The 17,625-nt window shown below is 75.1% G+C and carries 15 protein-coding genes and 1 pseudogene; 6 read left to right on the top strand and 10 right to left on the bottom strand.

What is annotated here, in order from left to right:
- Positions 1–42: 42 nt before the first annotated feature.
- A complete protein-coding gene (locus tag F7P10_RS06100; RefSeq protein WP_151008457.1) occupies positions 43–1,158 on the bottom strand; it encodes an ROK family transcriptional regulator in 1,116 nt (371 codons plus the stop codon).
- 148 nt (positions 1,159–1,306) lie between these two features.
- On the opposite strand from F7P10_RS06100, the gene edd reads away from it, so the two are divergent.
- The 4 genes from edd to F7P10_RS06080 are packed head-to-tail and all read left to right on the top strand — an operon-like array spanning position 1,307 to position 5,700.
- Positions 1,307–3,124 carry a phosphogluconate dehydratase gene (gene edd / locus F7P10_RS06095; RefSeq protein WP_151008456.1) on the top strand — a complete coding sequence of 606 codons (1,818 nt, stop codon included), beginning with the start codon at positions 1,307–1,309 and terminating at the stop codon, positions 3,122–3,124.
- Positions 3,121–4,122: a glucokinase gene (gene glk / locus F7P10_RS06090; RefSeq protein WP_151008455.1), complete on the top strand. Its 1,002-nt coding sequence runs from the start codon at positions 3,121–3,123 to the stop codon at positions 4,120–4,122. The genes edd and glk overlap by 4 nt, the downstream gene beginning before the upstream one ends.
- Entirely contained in the window at positions 4,119–4,739 is a 621-nt protein-coding gene (gene eda / locus F7P10_RS06085) for a bifunctional 4-hydroxy-2-oxoglutarate aldolase/2-dehydro-3-deoxy-phosphogluconate aldolase (protein ID WP_151008454.1), read from the top strand. Before glk ends, eda begins: the two co-directional genes overlap by 4 nt.
- A 58-nt stretch (positions 4,740–4,797) precedes the next feature.
- Positions 4,798–5,700 carry a transposase gene (locus F7P10_RS06080; protein WP_368077456.1) on the top strand — a complete coding sequence of 301 codons (903 nt, stop codon included), beginning with the start codon at positions 4,798–4,800 and terminating at the stop codon, positions 5,698–5,700.
- A 30-nt stretch (positions 5,701–5,730) separates the two neighbouring features.
- Here F7P10_RS06080 and F7P10_RS06075 read toward each other — a convergent pair whose 3' ends face one another.
- On the bottom strand, positions 5,731–5,910 hold the full coding sequence (locus F7P10_RS06075) for a hypothetical protein (protein ID WP_151008453.1): 180 nt from the start codon (positions 5,908–5,910) through the stop codon (positions 5,731–5,733).
- Positions 5,911–5,983: 73 nt separating this feature from the next.
- On the opposite strand from F7P10_RS06075, the gene F7P10_RS06070 reads away from it, so the two are divergent.
- On the top strand, positions 5,984–6,910 hold the full coding sequence (locus tag F7P10_RS06070; RefSeq protein ID WP_254716434.1) for a LysR family transcriptional regulator: 927 nt from the start codon (positions 5,984–5,986) through the stop codon (positions 6,908–6,910).
- Here F7P10_RS06070 and F7P10_RS06065 read toward each other — a convergent pair.
- On the bottom strand, positions 6,907–7,386 hold the full coding sequence (locus tag F7P10_RS06065) for a DUF1707 domain-containing protein (RefSeq protein ID WP_151008452.1): 480 nt from the start codon (positions 7,384–7,386) through the stop codon (positions 6,907–6,909). The genes F7P10_RS06070 and F7P10_RS06065 overlap by 4 nt on opposite strands.
- Complete coding sequence (locus F7P10_RS06060; protein WP_254716433.1) at positions 7,383–8,018, bottom strand: PadR family transcriptional regulator; 636 nt, start codon at positions 8,016–8,018, stop codon at positions 7,383–7,385. The genes F7P10_RS06065 and F7P10_RS06060 overlap by 4 nt, the downstream gene beginning before the upstream one ends.
- A 246-nt stretch (positions 8,019–8,264) precedes the next feature.
- On the opposite strand from F7P10_RS06060, the gene F7P10_RS06055 reads away from it, so the two are divergent.
- Positions 8,265–10,283 carry a phosphatase PAP2 family protein gene (locus F7P10_RS06055; protein WP_151008450.1) on the top strand — a complete coding sequence of 673 codons (2,019 nt, stop codon included), beginning with the start codon at positions 8,265–8,267 and terminating at the stop codon, positions 10,281–10,283.
- A 269-nt stretch (positions 10,284–10,552) separates the two neighbouring features.
- Here the strand turns inward: F7P10_RS06055 and hpnH are convergent, their stop codons facing one another.
- From hpnH to hpnC, 6 genes and pseudogenes are all read right to left on the bottom strand, one after another.
- Entirely contained in the window at positions 10,553–11,557 is a 1,005-nt protein-coding gene (hpnH, locus tag F7P10_RS06050; protein WP_151008449.1) for an adenosyl-hopene transferase HpnH, read from the bottom strand.
- A gap of 1 nt (position 11,558) precedes the next feature.
- Positions 11,559–13,484 (bottom strand): squalene--hopene cyclase, encoded by a 1,926-nt coding sequence (gene shc / locus F7P10_RS06045; protein ID WP_151008448.1) that lies wholly within the window; start codon positions 13,482–13,484, stop codon positions 11,559–11,561.
- Positions 13,484–14,518 carry a polyprenyl synthetase family protein gene (locus F7P10_RS06040; protein ID WP_176611321.1) on the bottom strand — a complete coding sequence of 345 codons (1,035 nt, stop codon included), beginning with the start codon at positions 14,516–14,518 and terminating at the stop codon, positions 13,484–13,486. Before F7P10_RS06040 ends, shc begins: the two co-directional genes overlap by 1 nt.
- A gap of 17 nt (positions 14,519–14,535) precedes the next feature.
- The gene (gene hpnE, locus F7P10_RS06035; protein WP_218040394.1) at positions 14,536–15,855 is read right to left on the bottom strand and encodes a hydroxysqualene dehydroxylase HpnE; all 1,320 of its coding nucleotides are present in this window, start codon (positions 15,853–15,855) and stop codon (positions 14,536–14,538) included.
- A pseudogene (locus F7P10_RS06030) lies at positions 15,852–16,657 on the bottom strand (squalene/phytoene synthase family protein). The gene hpnE and the pseudogene F7P10_RS06030 overlap by 4 nt, the downstream one beginning before the upstream one ends.
- A 281-nt stretch (positions 16,658–16,938) precedes the next feature.
- Entirely contained in the window at positions 16,939–17,625 is a 687-nt protein-coding gene (gene hpnC / locus F7P10_RS06025) for a squalene synthase HpnC (RefSeq protein ID WP_218040393.1), read from the bottom strand.

Below are 17,625 nucleotides of genomic sequence, written 5' to 3'. Positions count from 1 at the left end.
GCCGGACCACGGCGGAGTCCCAGGGAACGCGGGATCAGCGTTCTATCGCGGAGCGGTGTCGATGGCGGTGGGGGAGAGGATCTTGCCGAGCACCATCGCGGCGCAGCCGGTGAGCCCGGCGGCCTCGCCGAGGCGGGCCGGCTCGATCCGGAGGCTGCGGGTCGCCAGGGCCGTGGCCCGCTGGTAGACGATCTCGCGCAGGCCCGCGATCAGCGGCTCGTCCGCGCCGACGAGGTCGCCGCCGAGGACGACGACGGCGGGGTTCAGCAGGTTGACGGCCGTGGCGACGACCTCGCCGATGCGGCGGCCCGCGTCGCGCAGCAGCGCGACCGTCGCGGGGTCGCCGGAGCGCGCGAGCGCGGCGAGGGCGGGCAGGTCGGCGGCGGTCGAGCGGGCCAGCAGCGCGGCGCCGCCCGCGATCGCCTCGACGCAGTTGACGTTGCCGCAGCGGCACGGGCGCTCGACGTCGGACGGGACGGGCACGTGCCCGATCTCCCCGGCCGCGCCGAGCGCGCCGCGCTGGATGGCGCCGCCCGCGATGATCGCGGCGCCGATGCCGGTGGAGATCTTCACGAACAGCAGGTCGTCCACGCCGGGGTGGGCGCCGTGCTCGCCGAGTGCGGCCGCGTTGACCTCGTTGTCGAGGTAGGCGGGCACGCCGAACCGCTCGCGGACGCGCGGGCCGATCTCGACGGCGTCCCAGCGGCCCGCGACGTGCTCGACGGCGTCGGGGACGCCGAGGCCGACGCCGCGGACGGACCCGACCGGGACGCCCGAGTCCTTGAGCAGCCCGCACCACAGGTCGAGCAGGTTCGGCAGGGTGGTGTCGGGGGAGACGTCGGCCGGAGGCCCGTCGGCCCGCGCGACGATCGTCCCGGCGAGGTCGCACACGGCGAGTTGCCCGCGCGACTGGCCGAGGTTGGCGACCAGCACGGCGCCGCCGGACGCGTGGAAGCGCAGCCGGGCGGGGGGACGGCCGCCGGTGGACGGCCCGTCGGCGCGTTCGACCACGAGCCCGCGCCCGATGAGGTCGGCGACGCGGGACGCCACGGTGGGACGCGACAGTCCGGTGAGGCGCGCGAGGTCCGCGCGGGTGTCGACGCCGTGCTCGCGGATCAGCCGGAGGACGTCGCCGGTCGTGGCCGGGGTGACGGGCATCCGGCCAGTCAAGCACGCGGGTCTTCGGTACGTCCAGTTGATGAAACCTCGGAGACTTTTGTAAGTCAGACTTTCTAAGTGGGTTGTGCAGTCAGCATATGTCTCGGTAGTTTGCCGAGTGGAGATTCCCCCTGGTCTGGAGCATCGAATGGCTGTGCATCCCGTGCTGGCAGAGGTGACGCGGCGCATCGCGGAGCGGAGCGCCGGCCGCCGCGAGGAGTACCTGGGCCGGATCCGCGCCGCCCGGACGGCCGGGCCGGTGCGCGGCGGCATGGGGTGCGCGAACCTGGCGCACGGCTTCGCGGCGTGCGGCGTCCAGGACAAGCTGTGGCTGCGCGGCGACGTCACGCCGAACATCGCGATCGTGTCGTCCTACAACGACATGCTCTCGGCGCACCAGCCGCTGAAGGACTACCCGGACGTCCTCAAGGCCGCGATCCGCAAGGGCGGCGGCACCGCGCAGTTCGCGGGCGGCGTCCCGGCGATGTGCGACGGGATCACCCAGGGCCGCGCGGGCATGGAGCTGTCGCTGTTCAGCCGGGACGTCGTCGCGATGGCGACGGCGGTGGCCCTCTCGCACGACATGTTCGACGGCATGCTGCTGCTCGGGGTCTGCGACAAGATCGTCCCCGGGCTGGTGATCGGCGCGCTGTCGTTCGGGCACCTGCCGGCGATCCTGATCCCGGCCGGACCGATGGCCTCCGGGCTGCCGAACGCGGAGAAGGCCAAGGTCCGCAAGCGCTACGCGGCCGGGGAGATCGGCCGTGACGAGCTGCTCGCCGCCGAGGCCGCGTCCTACCACTCGCCCGGCACCTGCACCTTCTACGGGACCGCGAACTCCAACCAGCTGCTCATGGAGGTCATGGGCCTGCACCTGCCGGGCGCGAGCTTCGTCCCGCCGGGCACCGACCTGCGCGAGGGCCTGACGGCCGCCGCCGGACGCCGCGTCCTGCGGATCACCGACCTCGCCGACGAGTACACCCCGGTCGGCGAGATGCTGGACGAGCGGGCGTTCGCCAACGCGATCGTCGCGCTGCTCGCCACCGGCGGCTCCACCAACCACACGCTGCACCTGCCCGCCATGGCCGCCGCCGCGGGCATCGAACTGACCTGGGACGACTTCGACGAGCTGTCGCAGGTGACCCCGCTGCTCACGCAGCTCTACCCGTCCGGCACCGCCGACATCAACCACTTCCACGCGGCGGGCGGCACCGCGTTCCTCATCGGCGAGCTGATCGACGCCGGGCTGCTGCACGAGGACGCCCGCACGGTCGGCGGCGCGAGCCTCGCCGAGTACCGCACAGTCCCGCGCCTCGACGGCGGCCGGGTGGTGTGGGCGGACGGTCCCGCGACCACCGGCGACGCGGACGTGCTGCGTCCCGCCGCGGAACCGTTCGACACCCACGGCGGGCTCCGGACGGTCCGCGGCAACCTGGGCCGCGCCGTCGTGAAGGTGTCGGCGGTCAAGCCCGAGCACCGGACGGTCGAGGCCCCGGCCCGCGTGTTCGGCTCGCAGGAGGAGCTGCAGGACGCGTTCGCCGCCGGGGAACTCGACCGGGACGTCGTCGCCGTCGTCCGGCTGCAGGGCCCGCGCGCCGACGGCATGCCCGAGCTGCACCGGCTGATCACGCCGCTCGGCGTCCTGCAGGACCGCGGCCACCGGGTCGCGCTGGTGACCGACGGGCGGCTGTCGGGCGCGTCGGGCGCGGTGCCCGCGGCGATCCACGCGACGCCGGAGGCGGCCGCGGGCGGCCCGCTCGCGCGCGTCCGGGACGGCGACGTGGTGCGGCTCGACGCGGACAAGGGCCTCCTCGAGGTGCTGGTGCCCGACGAGGAGTTCGCCGCGCGGGAGCCGGAGGGGGGCGTGCCCGACCCGGACCGGTGGTCGGGCACCGGACGCGAGCTGTTCGCGGCCTTCCGCGCGGCGGTCGGCCCGGCCGAGCGCGGCGCCGGGGTGTTCGGATGACCGCCCCGTGGCTGGTCGGCGACATCGGCGGGACGAACGCGCGGTTCGCGCTCGTGGACGGCCCGGACGGCGCGCCCCGCGACGTCCGCGCGCTGCCCACCCGCGAGCACGCCGACCTCGCCGACGCCGCGCTGGCCTACCTGTCCCGGTACGCCCCGGGCGTCCGCCCGTCCGCCGCGTGCCTGGCGGTCGCGGGCCCCGTCACCGGCGGGACGTTCCACCTGACGAACGCGGGCTGGCCCGTCGGCACCCCCGGGGACGTGCGCGACCGCCTCGGCGTGCCGCACCTGGAGATCGTCAACGACTTCGCGGGGCTCGCGATGTCGCTGCCGCGCCTCGCCGCCGACGACCTCGTCCCGGTCGGCGACCGGTACCCGGCGGCGGACGGGCCGGTCGCGGTCGTCGGCCCCGGCACCGGTCTCGGCGTCGGCGGGCTCGTCCCGGTGCCCGGCGGCGGCTGGGTGCCGCTGCCGGGGGAGGGCGGCCAGGTCGACGCGCCCGCCGGGACCGACCTCGAGGGCGAGGTCGTCCGGCTGCTGCGCGCCGAGCGCGGCGCCGCGACCGCCGAATACCTGCTGTCCGGCGACGGCCTCGCCCGCATCCACCGGTACCTCGCGATCATCGACGGCGTCCCGCCCGAGCCGGTCACGCCCGCGGCGATCGTCGAGCGTGCGCAGCGGCCGGGATCGCGGGACCCCCGCTGTGCCCGCACGCTCGCGATGTTCTGCGAGCTGCTCGGCTCGCTCGCCGGCAACGTCGCGCTGACGATCGGCGCGACCGGCGGCGTCTACCTCGGCGGCGGGATCCTCCCGCGCATCGCCGGCGTCCTGAAGGACAGCGCGTTCCGCGCCCGGTTCGAGGGGAAACCTCCCGTCGAGGGGTACCTGCGCGCGATCCCGACCGCGCTGATCGTCCATCCCGGCCCCGCCCTGGTCGGCGCGGCCATGCGGCTCGCGCAGACCGCGCCCGAACCCGCACGACCCTTGGAGTCCGCTTGAACGCCGAAGACCTGTTCGACCTCGCGCCCGTCATCCCCGTCGTCGTCCTGGACGACGCCGACGCCGCCGTGCCGCTGGCGCGCGCGCTCGTCGCGGGCGGGCTCCCGGCGATCGAGGTGACGCTGCGGACGCCGGTCGCGATCGAGGCGATCACCCGGATCGCCGCCGAGGTGCCGGACGCGGTCGTCGGCGCGGGGACGGTCGTCCGCCCGGACGACGCCGAGCGTTCGGCCGCCGCCGGGGCCCGCTTCCTCGTCAGCCCCGGCTGCACCGAACGGCTCCGGACCGCGATGGCGGCGACCGGCCTGCCGTTCCTGCCGGGCGCCGCGACCGCGTCGGAGGCCGTCGCGCTCCTCGAGGCGGGCGTCACCGCGATGAAGTTCTTCCCGGCCGAGCCCGCCGGCGGCATCCCGTACCTGAAGGCGCTGAACGGCCCGCTCCCGCAGGTCCGGTTCTGCCCGACCGGCGGGGTGAAGCCGGGCAACGCCGCCGACTACCTCGCGCTGCCGAACGTCGGCTGCGTCGGTGGCACGTGGCTGACCCCGGCGGACGCCGTCCGCTCCGGCGACTGGGAGCGGATCCGCAAGCTGGCCGCCGAAGCCGCCGCCCTCCGCTAGATCGTTGATGGGGGTTTGCCGAACCGGCGGCGGGCATGGCGAAGGGCGCCCATGATCAGTGTGTGAAGACAAACCTGGACGCCCTTCTGACCGCACTCTACGTCCATCTGGACGACCACGTCCTGCGATCGGCCGACCGGCCCCGCAGACGCGGCCCCGCCCGGACCCTCAACGACGCCGAGCTGGTCTGCGTCGCCATCGCCCAAGTCCTGCTCGGGTGCGATTCCGAGCGCCGGTGGCTGCGGACCGCGCCCGCACGGATCGGGCACCTGTTCCCCCGGCTGCCCGGCCAGTCCGAGTACAACCGGCACCTGCGCGACGCCGCCCCCGCCCTGGCGGCCGCAGCGGCGTGGCTGGTCCGCCGGATCCCGTCCTGGCACGACCGGCTGCGGCTGATGGACGGCACCCCGCTGCGCTGCGGCGCCTCCCGCACCACCGTGCACCGCTCCGCGCTGGGCGAGATCGCCGGCTACGGCATGGACAAGTCCCACCACGCCTTCTACTGGGGAGCCAAGCTCATGCTGATCACCACCCCGAAGGCGCAGTGTGCTCTTTCAGCGTGGCCCACCCCAAGGAACTGGACGAGCGCAAGCAGGCGATCCACCTGCTGCACGCCCGGCCGCCCGCGCCGGGTCCGTGCCCGATCGTGTGCGACAAGGGATTCGCCGGAGCCGGGGTGGAGAAGACCGCCGCCGGCCTGGGCCACCTCCTGATCCGGCCGGTGCGCCAGGACGAGCCCGAGCCGCCTGTCAAGGTGTTCCCGGCCTGGCTGCGCCAGCGCATCGAGGCCGTCATCTGGACCCTGAAGAACCAGCTCGGACTGGAACGCCACGCCGCACGCACCACCGAGGGACTCTGGACGCGCCTGTGCCAGCGCATCTGCGCCCTCAACGCCGTGATCTGGCACAACTGGCTGATCGGCGCCCCGGTCAAGCGGTCACTGATCGCCTATGACCACTGACCGAGGCACTCAACAACCCCCATCAACGATCTAGCCGGCGGGGACGTGCGGGCAGGGCCCGGCGGTCAGGCGCGACCCGCCGGGCCCGTCCGGCACGAGGTCCATCCGCAGGCGGCCGCACGAGCAGCGCGTCCACAGGACGACGCCGTCGCTGGTGAGGTGCCGGGAGACGATCACGGGCCGCTGTTCCGTCGTGCTGCACTGGGTCATGACGGCAGTCTGCACAGGCATGAACGTTGCCGTCCATTTCACATTTCTCCACTAGACCGTGCAACATGGTTGCATGATCGACCTCCGGCGCCTGCACATGCTGCGGCTCGTCCACCAGTACGGGACGGTCACGTCCGCGGCCGAGGCGATGCACCTGACCCCGTCCGCCGTCTCCCACCACCTGCGCGAACTCGGCCGCGAGCTGAAGGTGCCGCTGCTGGAGCCGCAGGGCCGCCGGGTGCGGCTCACACCGGCGGCGCACGTGCTGATCGGGCACGCCGACGCGCTCCTGGCCCGCTGGGAGGAGACGGTCGCCGACCTCGAGTCGCACCGGACGGGCGCCGCCGGGCCGCTGCGCATGTGCGGGTTCACGACGGCCGTCAGCGGGCTGATCGCCCCGGCCGCCGGACGGCTGCGGCGCGCGGATCCGCGCCTGCCGATCGAGATCCGCGAGTGCGACACGGCCGAGGCGATGGCCCTGCTGGCCGCCGGTGACACCGACATCGCGGTCATCGAGCCGTCCGCCGACGCGCCCCCGCCCGGCGACCCCCGCTTCGACCGGGAGCCGCTGCTGGAGGAGGCGATGGACCTGATCGTCCCGGCGGGCCACCCGCTGGCCGCGCGGGGAATCGCCCGCCTGGAGGACGCCGCGGCCGAGCCGTGGATCAGCGTCCGGCCCGAGAGCTGCGACCACCACCACCGGCTGCTCGCCCACTGCGCCGCCGCCGGGTTCACGCCCCGCGTCGAGCACTCCACGGCCACCTGGTCGGTGATCTGGGCGCTGGTCGCCGCCGGGCTCGGGGTGTCGCTGGTCCCGCGCCTGGTCGGCGGGCCGGGGGAGGGGGCCGTCCGGGTGCCGCTGGCGGGCCCGTCGGTGCCGCGGCGCCGCCTGCTGACGTGCGTGCGGCGCGGAGGGCGCGGCAACCCGCTGGTGGAACGCGGGCTGCGGGCCCTCCGCGACGCCGTGCCGGAGCCCTGCACGCGCCTTCCGGCCGCCTAGGACCGGCGGACGGACGCGGCGAGTCGGGCGGCGCGGGCGAGCCACGCCACCATCGCGATGCCGAGGACGGCGAGGAGCCCGGTGCCCGCGCCGACCGTGAACGTCAGGACGAGGAAGACGGCGAGCAGCAGCGGGAACGCCGGGCCGGGCGGGCCGTGGTGGTGCGGGTGCATGTGGTGCCGGTGGCGGTGCCGCGGGTGGTGCGGGCCGCCGTACATCGGGCCCGGGCGCCCCCACGGCGCCGGCCCGGGACCGGGGACGGGCGCGGGCCGCGCCCTCGCGGCCTCGGGCAGGCCGTGCGGCGGCGGCAGGTCGCGGACGAGCGCGGCCAGGTCGCCGCGGGTCTTCGCGGCGAGCGCGGCGTCCATCCGGCCGTCGAGTTCCGCGCGGTCCAGCCGTCCCGCCGCGAAGTGGTCGTGCAGCGCGACGACGACCGCGTCCCGCTCGGCGTCGCCGATGCGGAGTTCGTCGGTCATGACCCCTCCCGGGCGTCCGGGCCGGGGTCCGCGTCGTCGCTGCCGGCGGGGGCGTCGGCGAGGATCCGGTACAGGTCGCGGCGGGCCGTCGACAGGACGTCCCGCGCCCGGTCGAGCTGCTCGGGACGGCCCGAGTGGACGATCTGCATGACCGCGGCTCCCGTCTGCGCGGCCTGCTTGAACAGTTCGGGGACGCCCTCGCCGAAGTCCCAGGCCATCGCCGCCCACGGCTCGCGCAACTCGTCCGCGTGCTCCTCGACGTACGCGCGGCCCGCCTCGGTGAGCCGGTAGGCGCGGCGGCCGCCGGTCTCGTCGGCGGCGATCAGCCCCTCGTCGGCGAGCTGCTGCAGCGCCGGGTAGACCGCGCCGGGGCTCGGCCGCCACGCGTGCTCGCTGCGCTCGGCGATCTGCTGGATGACCTGGTAGCCGTTGCGGGGCTCCTCGGCGAGCAGCGCGAGGATCGCCGCGCGGACGTTCCCCTTGCGCGCCTTGGCGCCCCGCCCCCACGGGCCGCCGCGCCGGCCGTGCGCCCACGGCGGGCGCGGGCCCGGGCCTCCGGGGCCGAATCCGCCGGGCGGGCCCCACGGGCCGAAGCCGGGACCGCCGCCGAACAGCGGGCCGGAACCCGGCACGTCGCTCCTGCTCCATGGACCTCCGTGCATGTGACGCATGTTCTTCACCACCTTCTGAGATCACTCTATGACCTCTCGCGATACGACAACGATATATCGAAGACGTACGGAAAGGCCAGGATGTTCCCGAAGATTCCCGGTCAAGCCGGGCGGGTTGCCGTTCCGGACCGTCCGGCGACAAGATCCCCGATTCCGGACGCGGCCGTCTGACCTCGGAAAACCTGGGTAACAGCGGTTCGTGGGGAGATGCTGGGGACACCCGCCGTGACGGCGCGCGACGCGGTCCTGACTCGGGAGGGGGACGCCGCCCGCGCCCACGCCTTCGGGGAGGTGCTGCTGGGGCTCGCGCTGTTCGCGCTGTACCTGCTCGTGGCGATGCTGCCGGAGGAGCCGAGGGCGCGGCTCGCGCGCGCACACGGGGAGACGCTGTACGAGCTGGAGCGGGTGCTGCACCTCGACGTGGAGCTCGCGCTCAACGAGTGGCTCGCGGACCAGTCCGTCCTGCGGGTCCTGGCCAACTACGAGTACGCGATCACCTACGTCGTGAGCGCGCTCGCACTGCTGGTCTGGCTGTTCCTGCGCCACCCCGGCCGGTACCGGACGGCCCGCACCGCGTTCGTCCTGCTCAACGTCATCGCGCTCGCGTGCTTCGCGCTGTACCCGGTGATGCCGCCGCGGCTGATGCCCGACCTCGGCTTCGTCGACACCGTCCGGCTCGGCGGCACCTGGGGGTCGTGGGGGTCGCCGCTGGTCGAGCACGCCGACCGGTTCGCCGCGCTGCCGTCCCTGCACATGGCGTGGACGCTGTGGGTCGGTGTCGAGCTGGCGCGGGTGAACGCCCACCGGTCGGTGCAGGCGGTCAACACCGTCCACATCGTCGTCACCGGCTACGTGATCATGGCGACCGCGAACCACTACCTCGTGGACGCCGTCGCGGCCGTCCCGCTCGTCGCCGTGTCGGTGTACGCGGCCGAACGGCTGGCCCGCCCGTCGGCCGAACGCGTCCGCGCCCCGGACGCGTTCTTCCTCGCCGTCGAGACCGAGCGGGCGCCGCAGCACACCGGCGGCGTCATCATGCTCGACACCTCCCGCGACCCGGTGGAGCGCGCCGACGTGATCCGGCTCGTCGCCGGGCGGATGGACCGGCTGCCCCGGTTGCGCCAGCGCCCGGACGGCGCCGGACGCTGGCGGCGGCCCGTCTGGCGCGACCATCCGGCCCTCGACTGGAACTGGCACGTCGCCGAGCACCACGTCGCCGGGATGGACGGGCTCCGCGAGGTCATCGCCCGCGTGCAGGCCGAACCCTTCCCCCGCGACCGGCCGCTGTGGCGGATCCTCCTCGTGCGCGGCGCCGAACCGGGCCGCACCGCCGTCGTGTTCCTCATGCACCACGTCGTCGCGGACGGCGTCGGCGTCGTCGCGCAGGCCGCGTCGCTGATGGAGCCCCCGCAGGACCCGGCGCCCGCCGGGCCGCCGCGCGGCCGGGTCCGCACCGCGCTCACCGCCGCGGCCGGCACCGCGATCGGCCTCGCCCAGCTCGCCGTGGACGTCGCCCCGCCCGCCCGGCTGCCCGCCGCCGGCACCCCCGAGCGCCGCTTCGGCACCCTGCACCTGCCGCTCGACCTCGTCCGCGACGTGTCCCGCCGGCACGGCGTCCGGGTGACCGACGTCGTGCTCTGCGCCGTCGCGGGCGGCCTGCACCGCGTCGCCCGTCCCGGCGGGAACGAGCGCGGGACGTGCCGCGTCGCCGTCCCGCTGATGATGCGGGCCCCCGGCGGTGCGATGGAGGGCAACCACACCAGCGCCGTGATGGTCGACCTGCCGATCGGGGCGATGGCCGAGCCGGAGCGGCTCGCCGACATCGCCCGCCGCTGCAAGGTGCTGCGGTCGGGTACCCGCGCGCTGGCCGCGTGGTTCGTGATGCGGCAGGTCGGACGGCTGATGCCGGTGCCGCTGCACGCCCGGTTCGCCCGCGCCGCCTACAGCGAGCGCTTCCTGCAGGGCATCGTGTCGAGCCTGCCCGGACCGGGTGGCCCGCTCCGCCTCGCCGGCGCCCCGCTCGCGGCCGTCTACCCGGTCGTCCCGCTCGCGCCCGGCGCCCCGCTCGCCGTCGCCGCCCTCGGCGTCTCCCGCGAGCTGTGCTTCGGCGTCTCGCTCGACCCCGGTCTGGTCGACGACGCCGACACCCTCACCGCCGCGATCGGCGATGTCATCGCCGAACTCCACACCACCCCGAAACCCGAAACCCCGGCCCCCCAACTCTGACCCCGCCGCCCTCGCGACCGTCACCTTGGGCGTCCGACCGCACGGGTCTGCCGCCCTCGCCCGGCGGATGTGCGCCGCACCGCGCGGGCGGCCCGCGCGGGCGGCCCGCCGGCCGGACGTGGGCCGGATGGCCGCCGCACCGTGTGCCGCACCGTGTGCCCCGGCGGGGCCCTAACCAGGCGGTCGACCGGCGCCCCGCGCCGGTCGACCGCCTGAGATACGGGGGAGCCCCGCGCGGGGTGGTGGCGCGGGGCTCCGGTGGTGGCCGGTCAGACGGCGCGCATCGCGCGGATCGACTCCTTGAGGGAACCCATCGTCGCGAACACCGACGTCGGCTCGTAGCCGCAGTGGGCCATGCAGTTCGCGCAGCGGTCGTCGCGGCCCCGGCCGTAGGAGTCCCAGTCGGTCTCCTCGATCAGCTCCCGGTACGTCTCGGCGTACCCGTCGTCCATCAGGTAGCAGGGACGCTGCCAGCCCTTGAGCGAGTACGACGGGATCGCCCAGGCCGTGCAGGGGAAGTCGACCTTCCCCTCCAGGAAGTCGAGGAACAGCGGCGAGTGGTTGAACCGCCAGCGCTTGCGGTTGCCGTTCGCGAACGCCTTCTGGAACAGCGACCGCGTCTCCTGGACGCCGAGGAAGTGGTCCTGGTCGGGCGCCTTCTCGTACGCGTAGGCGGGCGAGATCATCATCTGGTCGACGCGCAGGTCGTCGTTCAGGTAGTTCAGCACGTCGATGACGGTCTGCGGGGTGTCGGTGTTGAACACGGTCGTGTTCGTCGTGACCCGGAAACCGCGCTTCTTGCACATCCGGACGGCGGCGACGGCCTCGTCGAACACGCCCTCCTTGCAGACGGACGCGTCGTGTCGTTCGCGCAGGCCGTCGATGTGCACGGCCCACGCGAAGTACGGGGACGGCTCGAACTGGTCGATCTTGCGCGGGATGAGCGCGGCGTTCGTGCACAGGAACACGTACCGCTTCATCCGGATCAGCTCGCGCACGAGTTCGCCGATCTTCGGGTGCATGAGCGGTTCGCCGCCCGCGATCGAGACCATCGGCGCGCCGCACTCGCGGATCGCGGCGACGGCCTGCTCGACCGGCATCCGCTGCTTGAGGACGTCCGCCGGGTGCTGGATCTTGCCGCAGCCGGCGCACGCCAGGTTGCAGGCGAACAGCGGCTCCAGCTCGACGAGCAGCGGGAACTTGGCGCGGCGGGCGAGCTTGTTCTTCAGCACGTACCCGCCGACGCGCAGGCTCTGGCGCAGTGGCATGCCCATGTCAGGCCTCCCGGACGTACCGGCCCAGGGCGCTGACGGGGAACACCAGCCGGTACAGGTGGTAGTTGATGTAGAAGTCGCCGGGGAAACCGGTGCCGGTGAAGTGGTCCTCGTCCCACGTGCCGTCCTGCCGCTGGTGCTCGATCAGCCAGCGGACGCCCCGGTCGACGGCCGGCCCGCGCTCCCCGGCGGCGAGCAGGGCCAGCAGGGCCCACGCGGTCTGCGACGGCGTGGACGCGCCGCGCCCGATCCAGCCGGGGTCGTCGTAGGAGCGCAGGTCCTCGCCCCAGCCGCCGTCGGGCCGCTGGTGCCGTTCGAGCCACCGCACGGCCCGCCGGATCGCGGGTTTGCCCGGCCGGACGCCCGCCGCGATCAGCGCGGGCACCACGGCGCCCGTCCCGTACACGTGGTTCGCGCCCCAGCGGCCGAACCACGAGCCGTCCCGTTCCTGCGCCCGCAGCAGCCACACGACGGCCCGCTTGACGGTGCGGGAGTCGGCCATGCCGCGGCGGGCGAGGGCCTCGACGACGTGGGCGGTGACGTCGGCGGACGGCGGGTCGATGACCTCGCCGAAGTCGCAGAACGGCAGGCGGCGGCAGAGTTCGCGGGTGTTGTCGGCGTCGAACGCGGCGAACCCGCCGTCCGCCGACGCCATCCCGGCCATCCAGCGGACGGCCCGCTCGATCGCCGGTTCGGCGGCCGGGTGGCCGACGCGGTCCAGCGCGAGGATCGCCTCGGCGGTGTCGTCGGTGTCGGGGTAGACGTCGTTGTCGAACTCGAACGCCCACCCGCCGGGCGGCAGGTTCGGGCGCCGCACCGACCAGTCGCCGGGCCCGGTGACCTCCTCGCCGAGCACCCAGTCCGCGGCGCGCCGCTGCGCCGGGTCGTCGCCGGGGACGCCCGCGTCGGCGAGCGCGTTCATCGCCAGGACGGTGTCCCACACGGGGGACTGGCACGCCTCGAGGCGGCGCCCCTTCGCGTCGCGGATCGTGAACCGCTCCAGGCCGTCCAGCCCGCGCTTCATGACCGGGTGGTCGTTGCGGTAGCCGAGGAGGTGCAGCGCGATCAGCGAGTACACCCACGGCGGCTGGATGCCGCCCCAGCAGCCGTCCGCCTCCTGCCGCGCCACGATCCACTCGCCGGCGCGGCGCAGCGCCGCCTGCCGGAGCGCACGGACGGGGCGCCGCTCGTACACGTGCAGCGCCCGGTCGAGCGTGTGGAACGCCTCGTCCCAGCCCGGCACGCGCCGCCGTCCGGACCGGCGGGCGGGGTGCTCGGCCCGCAGTTCCGGCAGGTCGAACGGCAGCGGACGGACGGGCCGCAGCGAGCCGACGATCGTCAGCGGGACGATCGTCTGCCGCGCCCAGCACGCGAAGTCGTACACGTTCAGCGGGAACCAGCGGGGCAGGAACATCATCTCCGGCGGCAGCACCGGCAGGTCGTCCCACGACCATTCGCCGAACATCGCCAGCCAGAAGCGGGTGAACACCCGTGTCTCGGGCACTCCGCCCCGAGCCCGGACGAACGCGGACGCCCGCGCCATGTGCGGCTCGTCCGGGGCGTCCCCGGCGAGCCGCAGCGCGACGTACGCCTCGGCGGTGGTGGACAGGTCGGACGGGCCGCCGTGGAAGGTCGCCCACGTGCCGTCCTCCGCCTGCTGGGAGCGGATCCAGCGGGCCGTCTCCCGGGTGTCGTCCTCGGTGCGGACGCCGAGGAACTCGCGCAGCAGCAGGTCCTCGGCGTCCATCGTGACGTTCGTCTGGAGTTCGCCCTTCCACCAGCCCTCGGGGGACTGCAGGGCGAGCAGGTGCTCGCGGGCGGCGGCGAGCGCCTCGGCGGGCGTCCGCATCGCCCCCGCGGCCTCGGCCGCCGCCCGTTCCGGCGCCGCCTGTTCCGGTGCCGGATGGATCGGTTCGGTCGTCGTCATCAGTGGTCCCGTCCCGTGACGAAGTCGGCGATGTGCAGGAACTCGGCGCGGATCGCGGTGGGCAGCCCCGCCGAGGTGATCCGCGCGGCGGCGCGCTCGATGCGGCGCCCGGCCTCGGCCTCGGCCCACGCCCGGCCCCCGGCCGCCTCCACGAGCCGCGCCATCTCCTCGAGCCGGGCGTCCTCCGCGCCGTCCCCGGACTCGCCGTCCGCGTCGCCGTCGGCACCGTCGGAGCCGGGCGCCGCGTACAGCTCGGCGAGCCGCTCCGACTGCGCCGTCCCGGCGTTCAGCGCGGCGACCACGGGCAGCGACAGCTTGCGGGACCGCAGGTCCGACAGCGCCGGCTTGCCGGTGATCTCCGGGTCGCCCCAGACACCGAGCAGGTCGTCGACGAGCTGGAACGCGATGCCGAGGTCGGCGCCGAACTCGGCCAGCGCGGTGCACAGCGGCTCGGGCGCGCCGTCCAGGACGGCGCCGATCGAGCACGAGCAGGCCAGCAGCGCCGCCGTCTTGTCCGACGCCATCGCGACGCACTCGTCGAGGGAGACGGTCCGGCGCGACTCGAACTCCAGGTCGCGGGCCTGGCCGCCGATGAGCCGCCGGGTGGCCGCCGACAGCGCCCGCGCCGCGCGTGCCGAGCCCTGCCCGGGCGCCTCCAGCAGCACCTCGACGGCCAGCGACAGCAGCGCGTCGCCCGCCAGGATCGCGTCGGCCTCGCCGAACACGGCCCACGCCGCGGGCCGGTGCCGCCGGGTGAGGTCGCCGTCCATGATGTCGTCGTGCAGGAGCGAGAACGCGTGCGTCAGCTCCACGGCGACCGCGCCCGGCAGGGCGCTCTCCTGCGCCGCGCCCGCCGCCCGCGCCGACAGCAGCGCCAGCGCGGGGCGCAGCGCCTTGCCCGCCGGGGCGGCCCGCGGGTGCCCCTCCGCGTCGGCCCAGCCGAGGTGGTAGGCGGCGACCCGGTAGGTGCGCGGATCGAGGCGGCCCACCGCGGCGCGCAGCGCCCCGTCGACCAGCCCCCGGACATCGGTCATCGAAACCGGAACGGTCGTCACCGGTCCCTCACCCCCTCCAGGTGGCGGCGGACCAGCCGAGCGGCGGTCAGGCCGCTGCGCACTGCTCCCTCCATGGTGTCTGGCCAGCCCGTGTCGGTCCACGCGCCGGCGAGGAACAGTCCCGGGGCCCGCGTCGCTGCCGCCGGGCGCACCGCGCCGGTGCCGGGACGCTGCCGGAACGTCGCGCGCCGCTCCCGCGTCACGAACAGCTCGCGCACCCGGGCGCCCCGGGCGGCGGGCAGCAGCCGCGCCAGCTCCGGGACGAACCGGTCCCGCAGCTCCGCGGTCGGCCGGTCGATCCAGCGGTCGGCGGCCGACAGCGAGACCGCCAGGTACTGGCCGTCCCGCAGCCCGCTGACGCCCGTCCGGTCGAAGATCCACTGGACGGGCGAGCCCACCGCGGCGGCGAACGGCTCGCCCATGACCGGACGGTCGTAGACGACGTGCACGTTGACGATCGGGCTGGAGTCCAGCTCCCGCCAGCGCAGCGGGTCCGGCAGCGCCTCGGCGGGCAGGACCTTCGCGGCCGCCTCGTGCGGCACCGCGACGATCACCGCGTCCGCGGCGATCGGCACGCCGTCCACCACCACCTTCGGGTCGGTGGTCACGGCCTCGACCTTCGCCTTCAGCCGGACGGTGCCACCCATCTCGGCGATGCGGCGCAGCGCCGGGCCGCCGTGCAGCTCCTCCAGCGGGACGACGGGGACCCCGATGTCGGCGGCGTCCGCGCGGCCGAACAGCCCGCGGCGGCACACCATCGCCGACAGCCCGAGCGCGGCGTCGTCCACCTCCGCGTTCAGCGACGCCGTGATGAACAGTCCCCACAGCGCCTCGCGCGCCCACGGCCGCTGGCCCCGCGCCGCCAGCCACGGCCCCGCCGCGATCTGGTCGAGCCGGGCGTCGGTCGGGTCCAGCCGCCGCAGCGCGGCCGCCGCCCGCATCGCGCGCAGCCGCTCGCCGCGCGTCAGGTGCGGGTAGCGCGCCAGCGCGGGCAGCAGGTGCAGCGGGCCGGGCAGCCGCGACCGGGTCAGCCGCGCCGCCGCCGCGCCGGGCCGCAGCACCGTCACGTCGAACCGGTCCTGGACGTCCACCAGGTGGTCGGCGCCGAGCCGCTGCAGCAGCCCCTGGTAGGCGGTGCAGCAGCGCAGGAACACGTGCTGCCCGTTGTCGACGCTGAGCTCGCCCCGCTCGAACGAGTGCGTGGCGCCGCCCAGCCAGGGCCGCGCCTCCAGCAGCGTCACCGGGACGCCCGATTCCCGGAGGGCTATCGCGGCGCTGATGCCGGCCAGCCCGCCTCCCACGATGACGACGCTCACCGCTCCACCCCCGTCAGCGCGCGCGCCGCCACGACCGCCTTCTGCCACGTCGGCAGGGACGCGCGGGTGTTCAGCGCGGCCGCGGGCCGCTCCGCGATGTTCTCCAGCAGCCGCCGGTAGATCCCGGCCATGGCGGCGGTGCACGCGGCGCTGCGCCGGTCCAGCAGCGGGAGCAGCCGCATCCCCTCCGCGTACCAGGCCCGCGCGCGCTCTGCCTGGAACCCCACCAGCTCGTTCAGCCGCGACGGCGGGTCGACGAACATGCCCGAGTCGTCCAGTTCGAGCGTGCAGTTGAAGCGCTTGAGGTCCTCGGTCGGCACGTAGACGCGTCCCGCGAGCCGGTCCTCGCGCAGGTCCCGCAGGATGTTGGTGAGCTGCAGGGCGATGCCGAGGGAGTCCGCGAGCGCCTCCGCCGCAGCCGCCCCTGCGTGCCGAAGATCGCGAGCGACAGCCGCCCGACGGTCCCCGCCACCTGGCGGCAGTACTGGAGCAGGTCGTCGAACGTCTCGTAGTCCGCGCCCCGCACGTCGCTCTCGCAGCCGTCGATCAGCTCGTCGAACGCCTCCAGCGGGATCGGGTAGCGGGCCGCCGCGTCCGCGAGCGCCGTCAGCACCGGATGCCCCTCCAGCACCGCCGCGTCCGCCCGGTGCTCCAGGACGTCGCGCACGGCCGCGATCCGGCCCCGCGACCGGTCCAGCAGGTCGAGCCGGACGCACGCCGGCTCCGGCCCGTCCCCGATGTCGTCGACCCCCCGCGCGAACGCGTAGACGGCGCTCATCGCCCGCCGCTTCGGGACGGGCATCAGCCGGATCCCGTAGCCGAAGTTGCGGGCCTCCTCACGCACCACCCGCTCGCAGTGCCGATACGCCTCAACCACACGCTCGGACCGTTCGCACGCCTCCGAGACCGTCATCGCTCACCCCTCTCCAGTGCGCGTGCCCAACCGGCCAACAGCGCGGCACGTCCTGGACGCAGCGCGCGCGCCAGCACGTCGTAGCGGCCCCGCGCCAGCGCGGCGAGCGTCGCCCGCCCCCGGCCGTGTAGCCCGCCACGGCGATCCGCGCCCACCCGGCAGCCCCGCCATCAGCGGCGGCGCCCCCGGTCCAGCAGGTCGCGGGCCCGCGCCGCCTCCAGCGCCACGACGCCGCGCAGCCGCGTCGGCGTCCTCGTCCGCCCCAGGTCGCCGTCGGTGCAGCCGAACCGCCGCAGATCCTCGGCGGGCAGGTACACCCGTCCCCGCCGGAAGTCCTCCCCGACGTCCTGGCAGTGCTCGATCACCTGCAGCGCCGTGCAGACCAGGTCCGACGACTCCTCCAGCCCCCGCCCGGACGCCCCGAACACGTGCAGGACGATCCGTCCCACCGGGTCCGCCGAGAGCCGGCAGTACGCCACCAGCTCGTCCCACGTCTCGTACCGGTGGACGGTCTGGTCCTGCCGGTTCGCCTGGACGAGCCGGCGGAACGGCTCGTCCGGGATCGACCGCGCGTGGACGGCCCGCGCCAGCCTGCGGAGCTGCGGCAGCTCCGGCGTCGCGCCCCCGTACACGCGGTCCAGGTCGTCGTCCACCAGCTCCAGCAGCTTGCCGCGCTGCTCGGCCGGCGCCTCGTCGCCGATGTCGTCGACGAGGCGGGCGAACCCGTACACCGCCGTCAGGTCGGCGCGGATCCGCTTCGGCAGCAGCCGTGCCGCCACCGGGAAGTTCTCCCCGGCAGCGAGCCGTGCCAGCGCCCGGTCGTGCTCCTCGACGTTCCAGGGCGAATCAGTGATCAC

Origin of the sequence: Actinomadura sp. WMMB 499, assembly GCF_008824145.1 — a bacterium.
Classification (GTDB): Bacteria; Actinomycetota; Actinomycetes; order Streptosporangiales; family Streptosporangiaceae; genus Spirillospora.
Note: the sequence above shows the minus strand (reverse complement) of the source record. Positions and strands in the feature narration are given on the sequence as shown.

Excerpts from the sequence above, each read along its gene's own strand:
- hpnH (WP_151008449.1), bottom strand. The coding sequence starts at position 11,557 with ATGGGCATGCCACTGCGCCAGAGCCTGCGCGTCGGCGGGTACGTGCTG.
- F7P10_RS06055 (WP_151008450.1), top strand. The coding sequence starts at position 8,265 with ATGCTGGGGACACCCGCCGTGACGGCGCGCGACGCGGTCCTGACTCGG.
- shc (WP_151008448.1), bottom strand. The coding sequence starts at position 13,484 with ATGACGACGACCGAACCGATCCATCCGGCACCGGAACAGGCGGCGCCG.
- F7P10_RS06065 (WP_151008452.1), bottom strand. The coding sequence starts at position 7,386 with ATGACCGACGAACTCCGCATCGGCGACGCCGAGCGGGACGCGGTCGTC.
- glk (WP_151008455.1), top strand. The coding sequence starts at position 3,121 with ATGACCGCCCCGTGGCTGGTCGGCGACATCGGCGGGACGAACGCGCGG.
- F7P10_RS06075 (WP_151008453.1), bottom strand. The coding sequence starts at position 5,910 with ATGACCCAGTGCAGCACGACGGAACAGCGGCCCGTGATCGTCTCCCGG.
- F7P10_RS06040 (WP_176611321.1), bottom strand. The coding sequence starts at position 14,518 with ATGACCGATGTCCGGGGGCTGGTCGACGGGGCGCTGCGCGCCGCGGTG.
- F7P10_RS06100 (WP_151008457.1), bottom strand. The coding sequence starts at position 1,158 with ATGCCCGTCACCCCGGCCACGACCGGCGACGTCCTCCGGCTGATCCGC.
- F7P10_RS06070 (WP_254716434.1), top strand. The coding sequence starts at position 5,984 with ATGATCGACCTCCGGCGCCTGCACATGCTGCGGCTCGTCCACCAGTAC.
- edd (WP_151008456.1), top strand. The coding sequence starts at position 1,307 with ATGGCTGTGCATCCCGTGCTGGCAGAGGTGACGCGGCGCATCGCGGAG.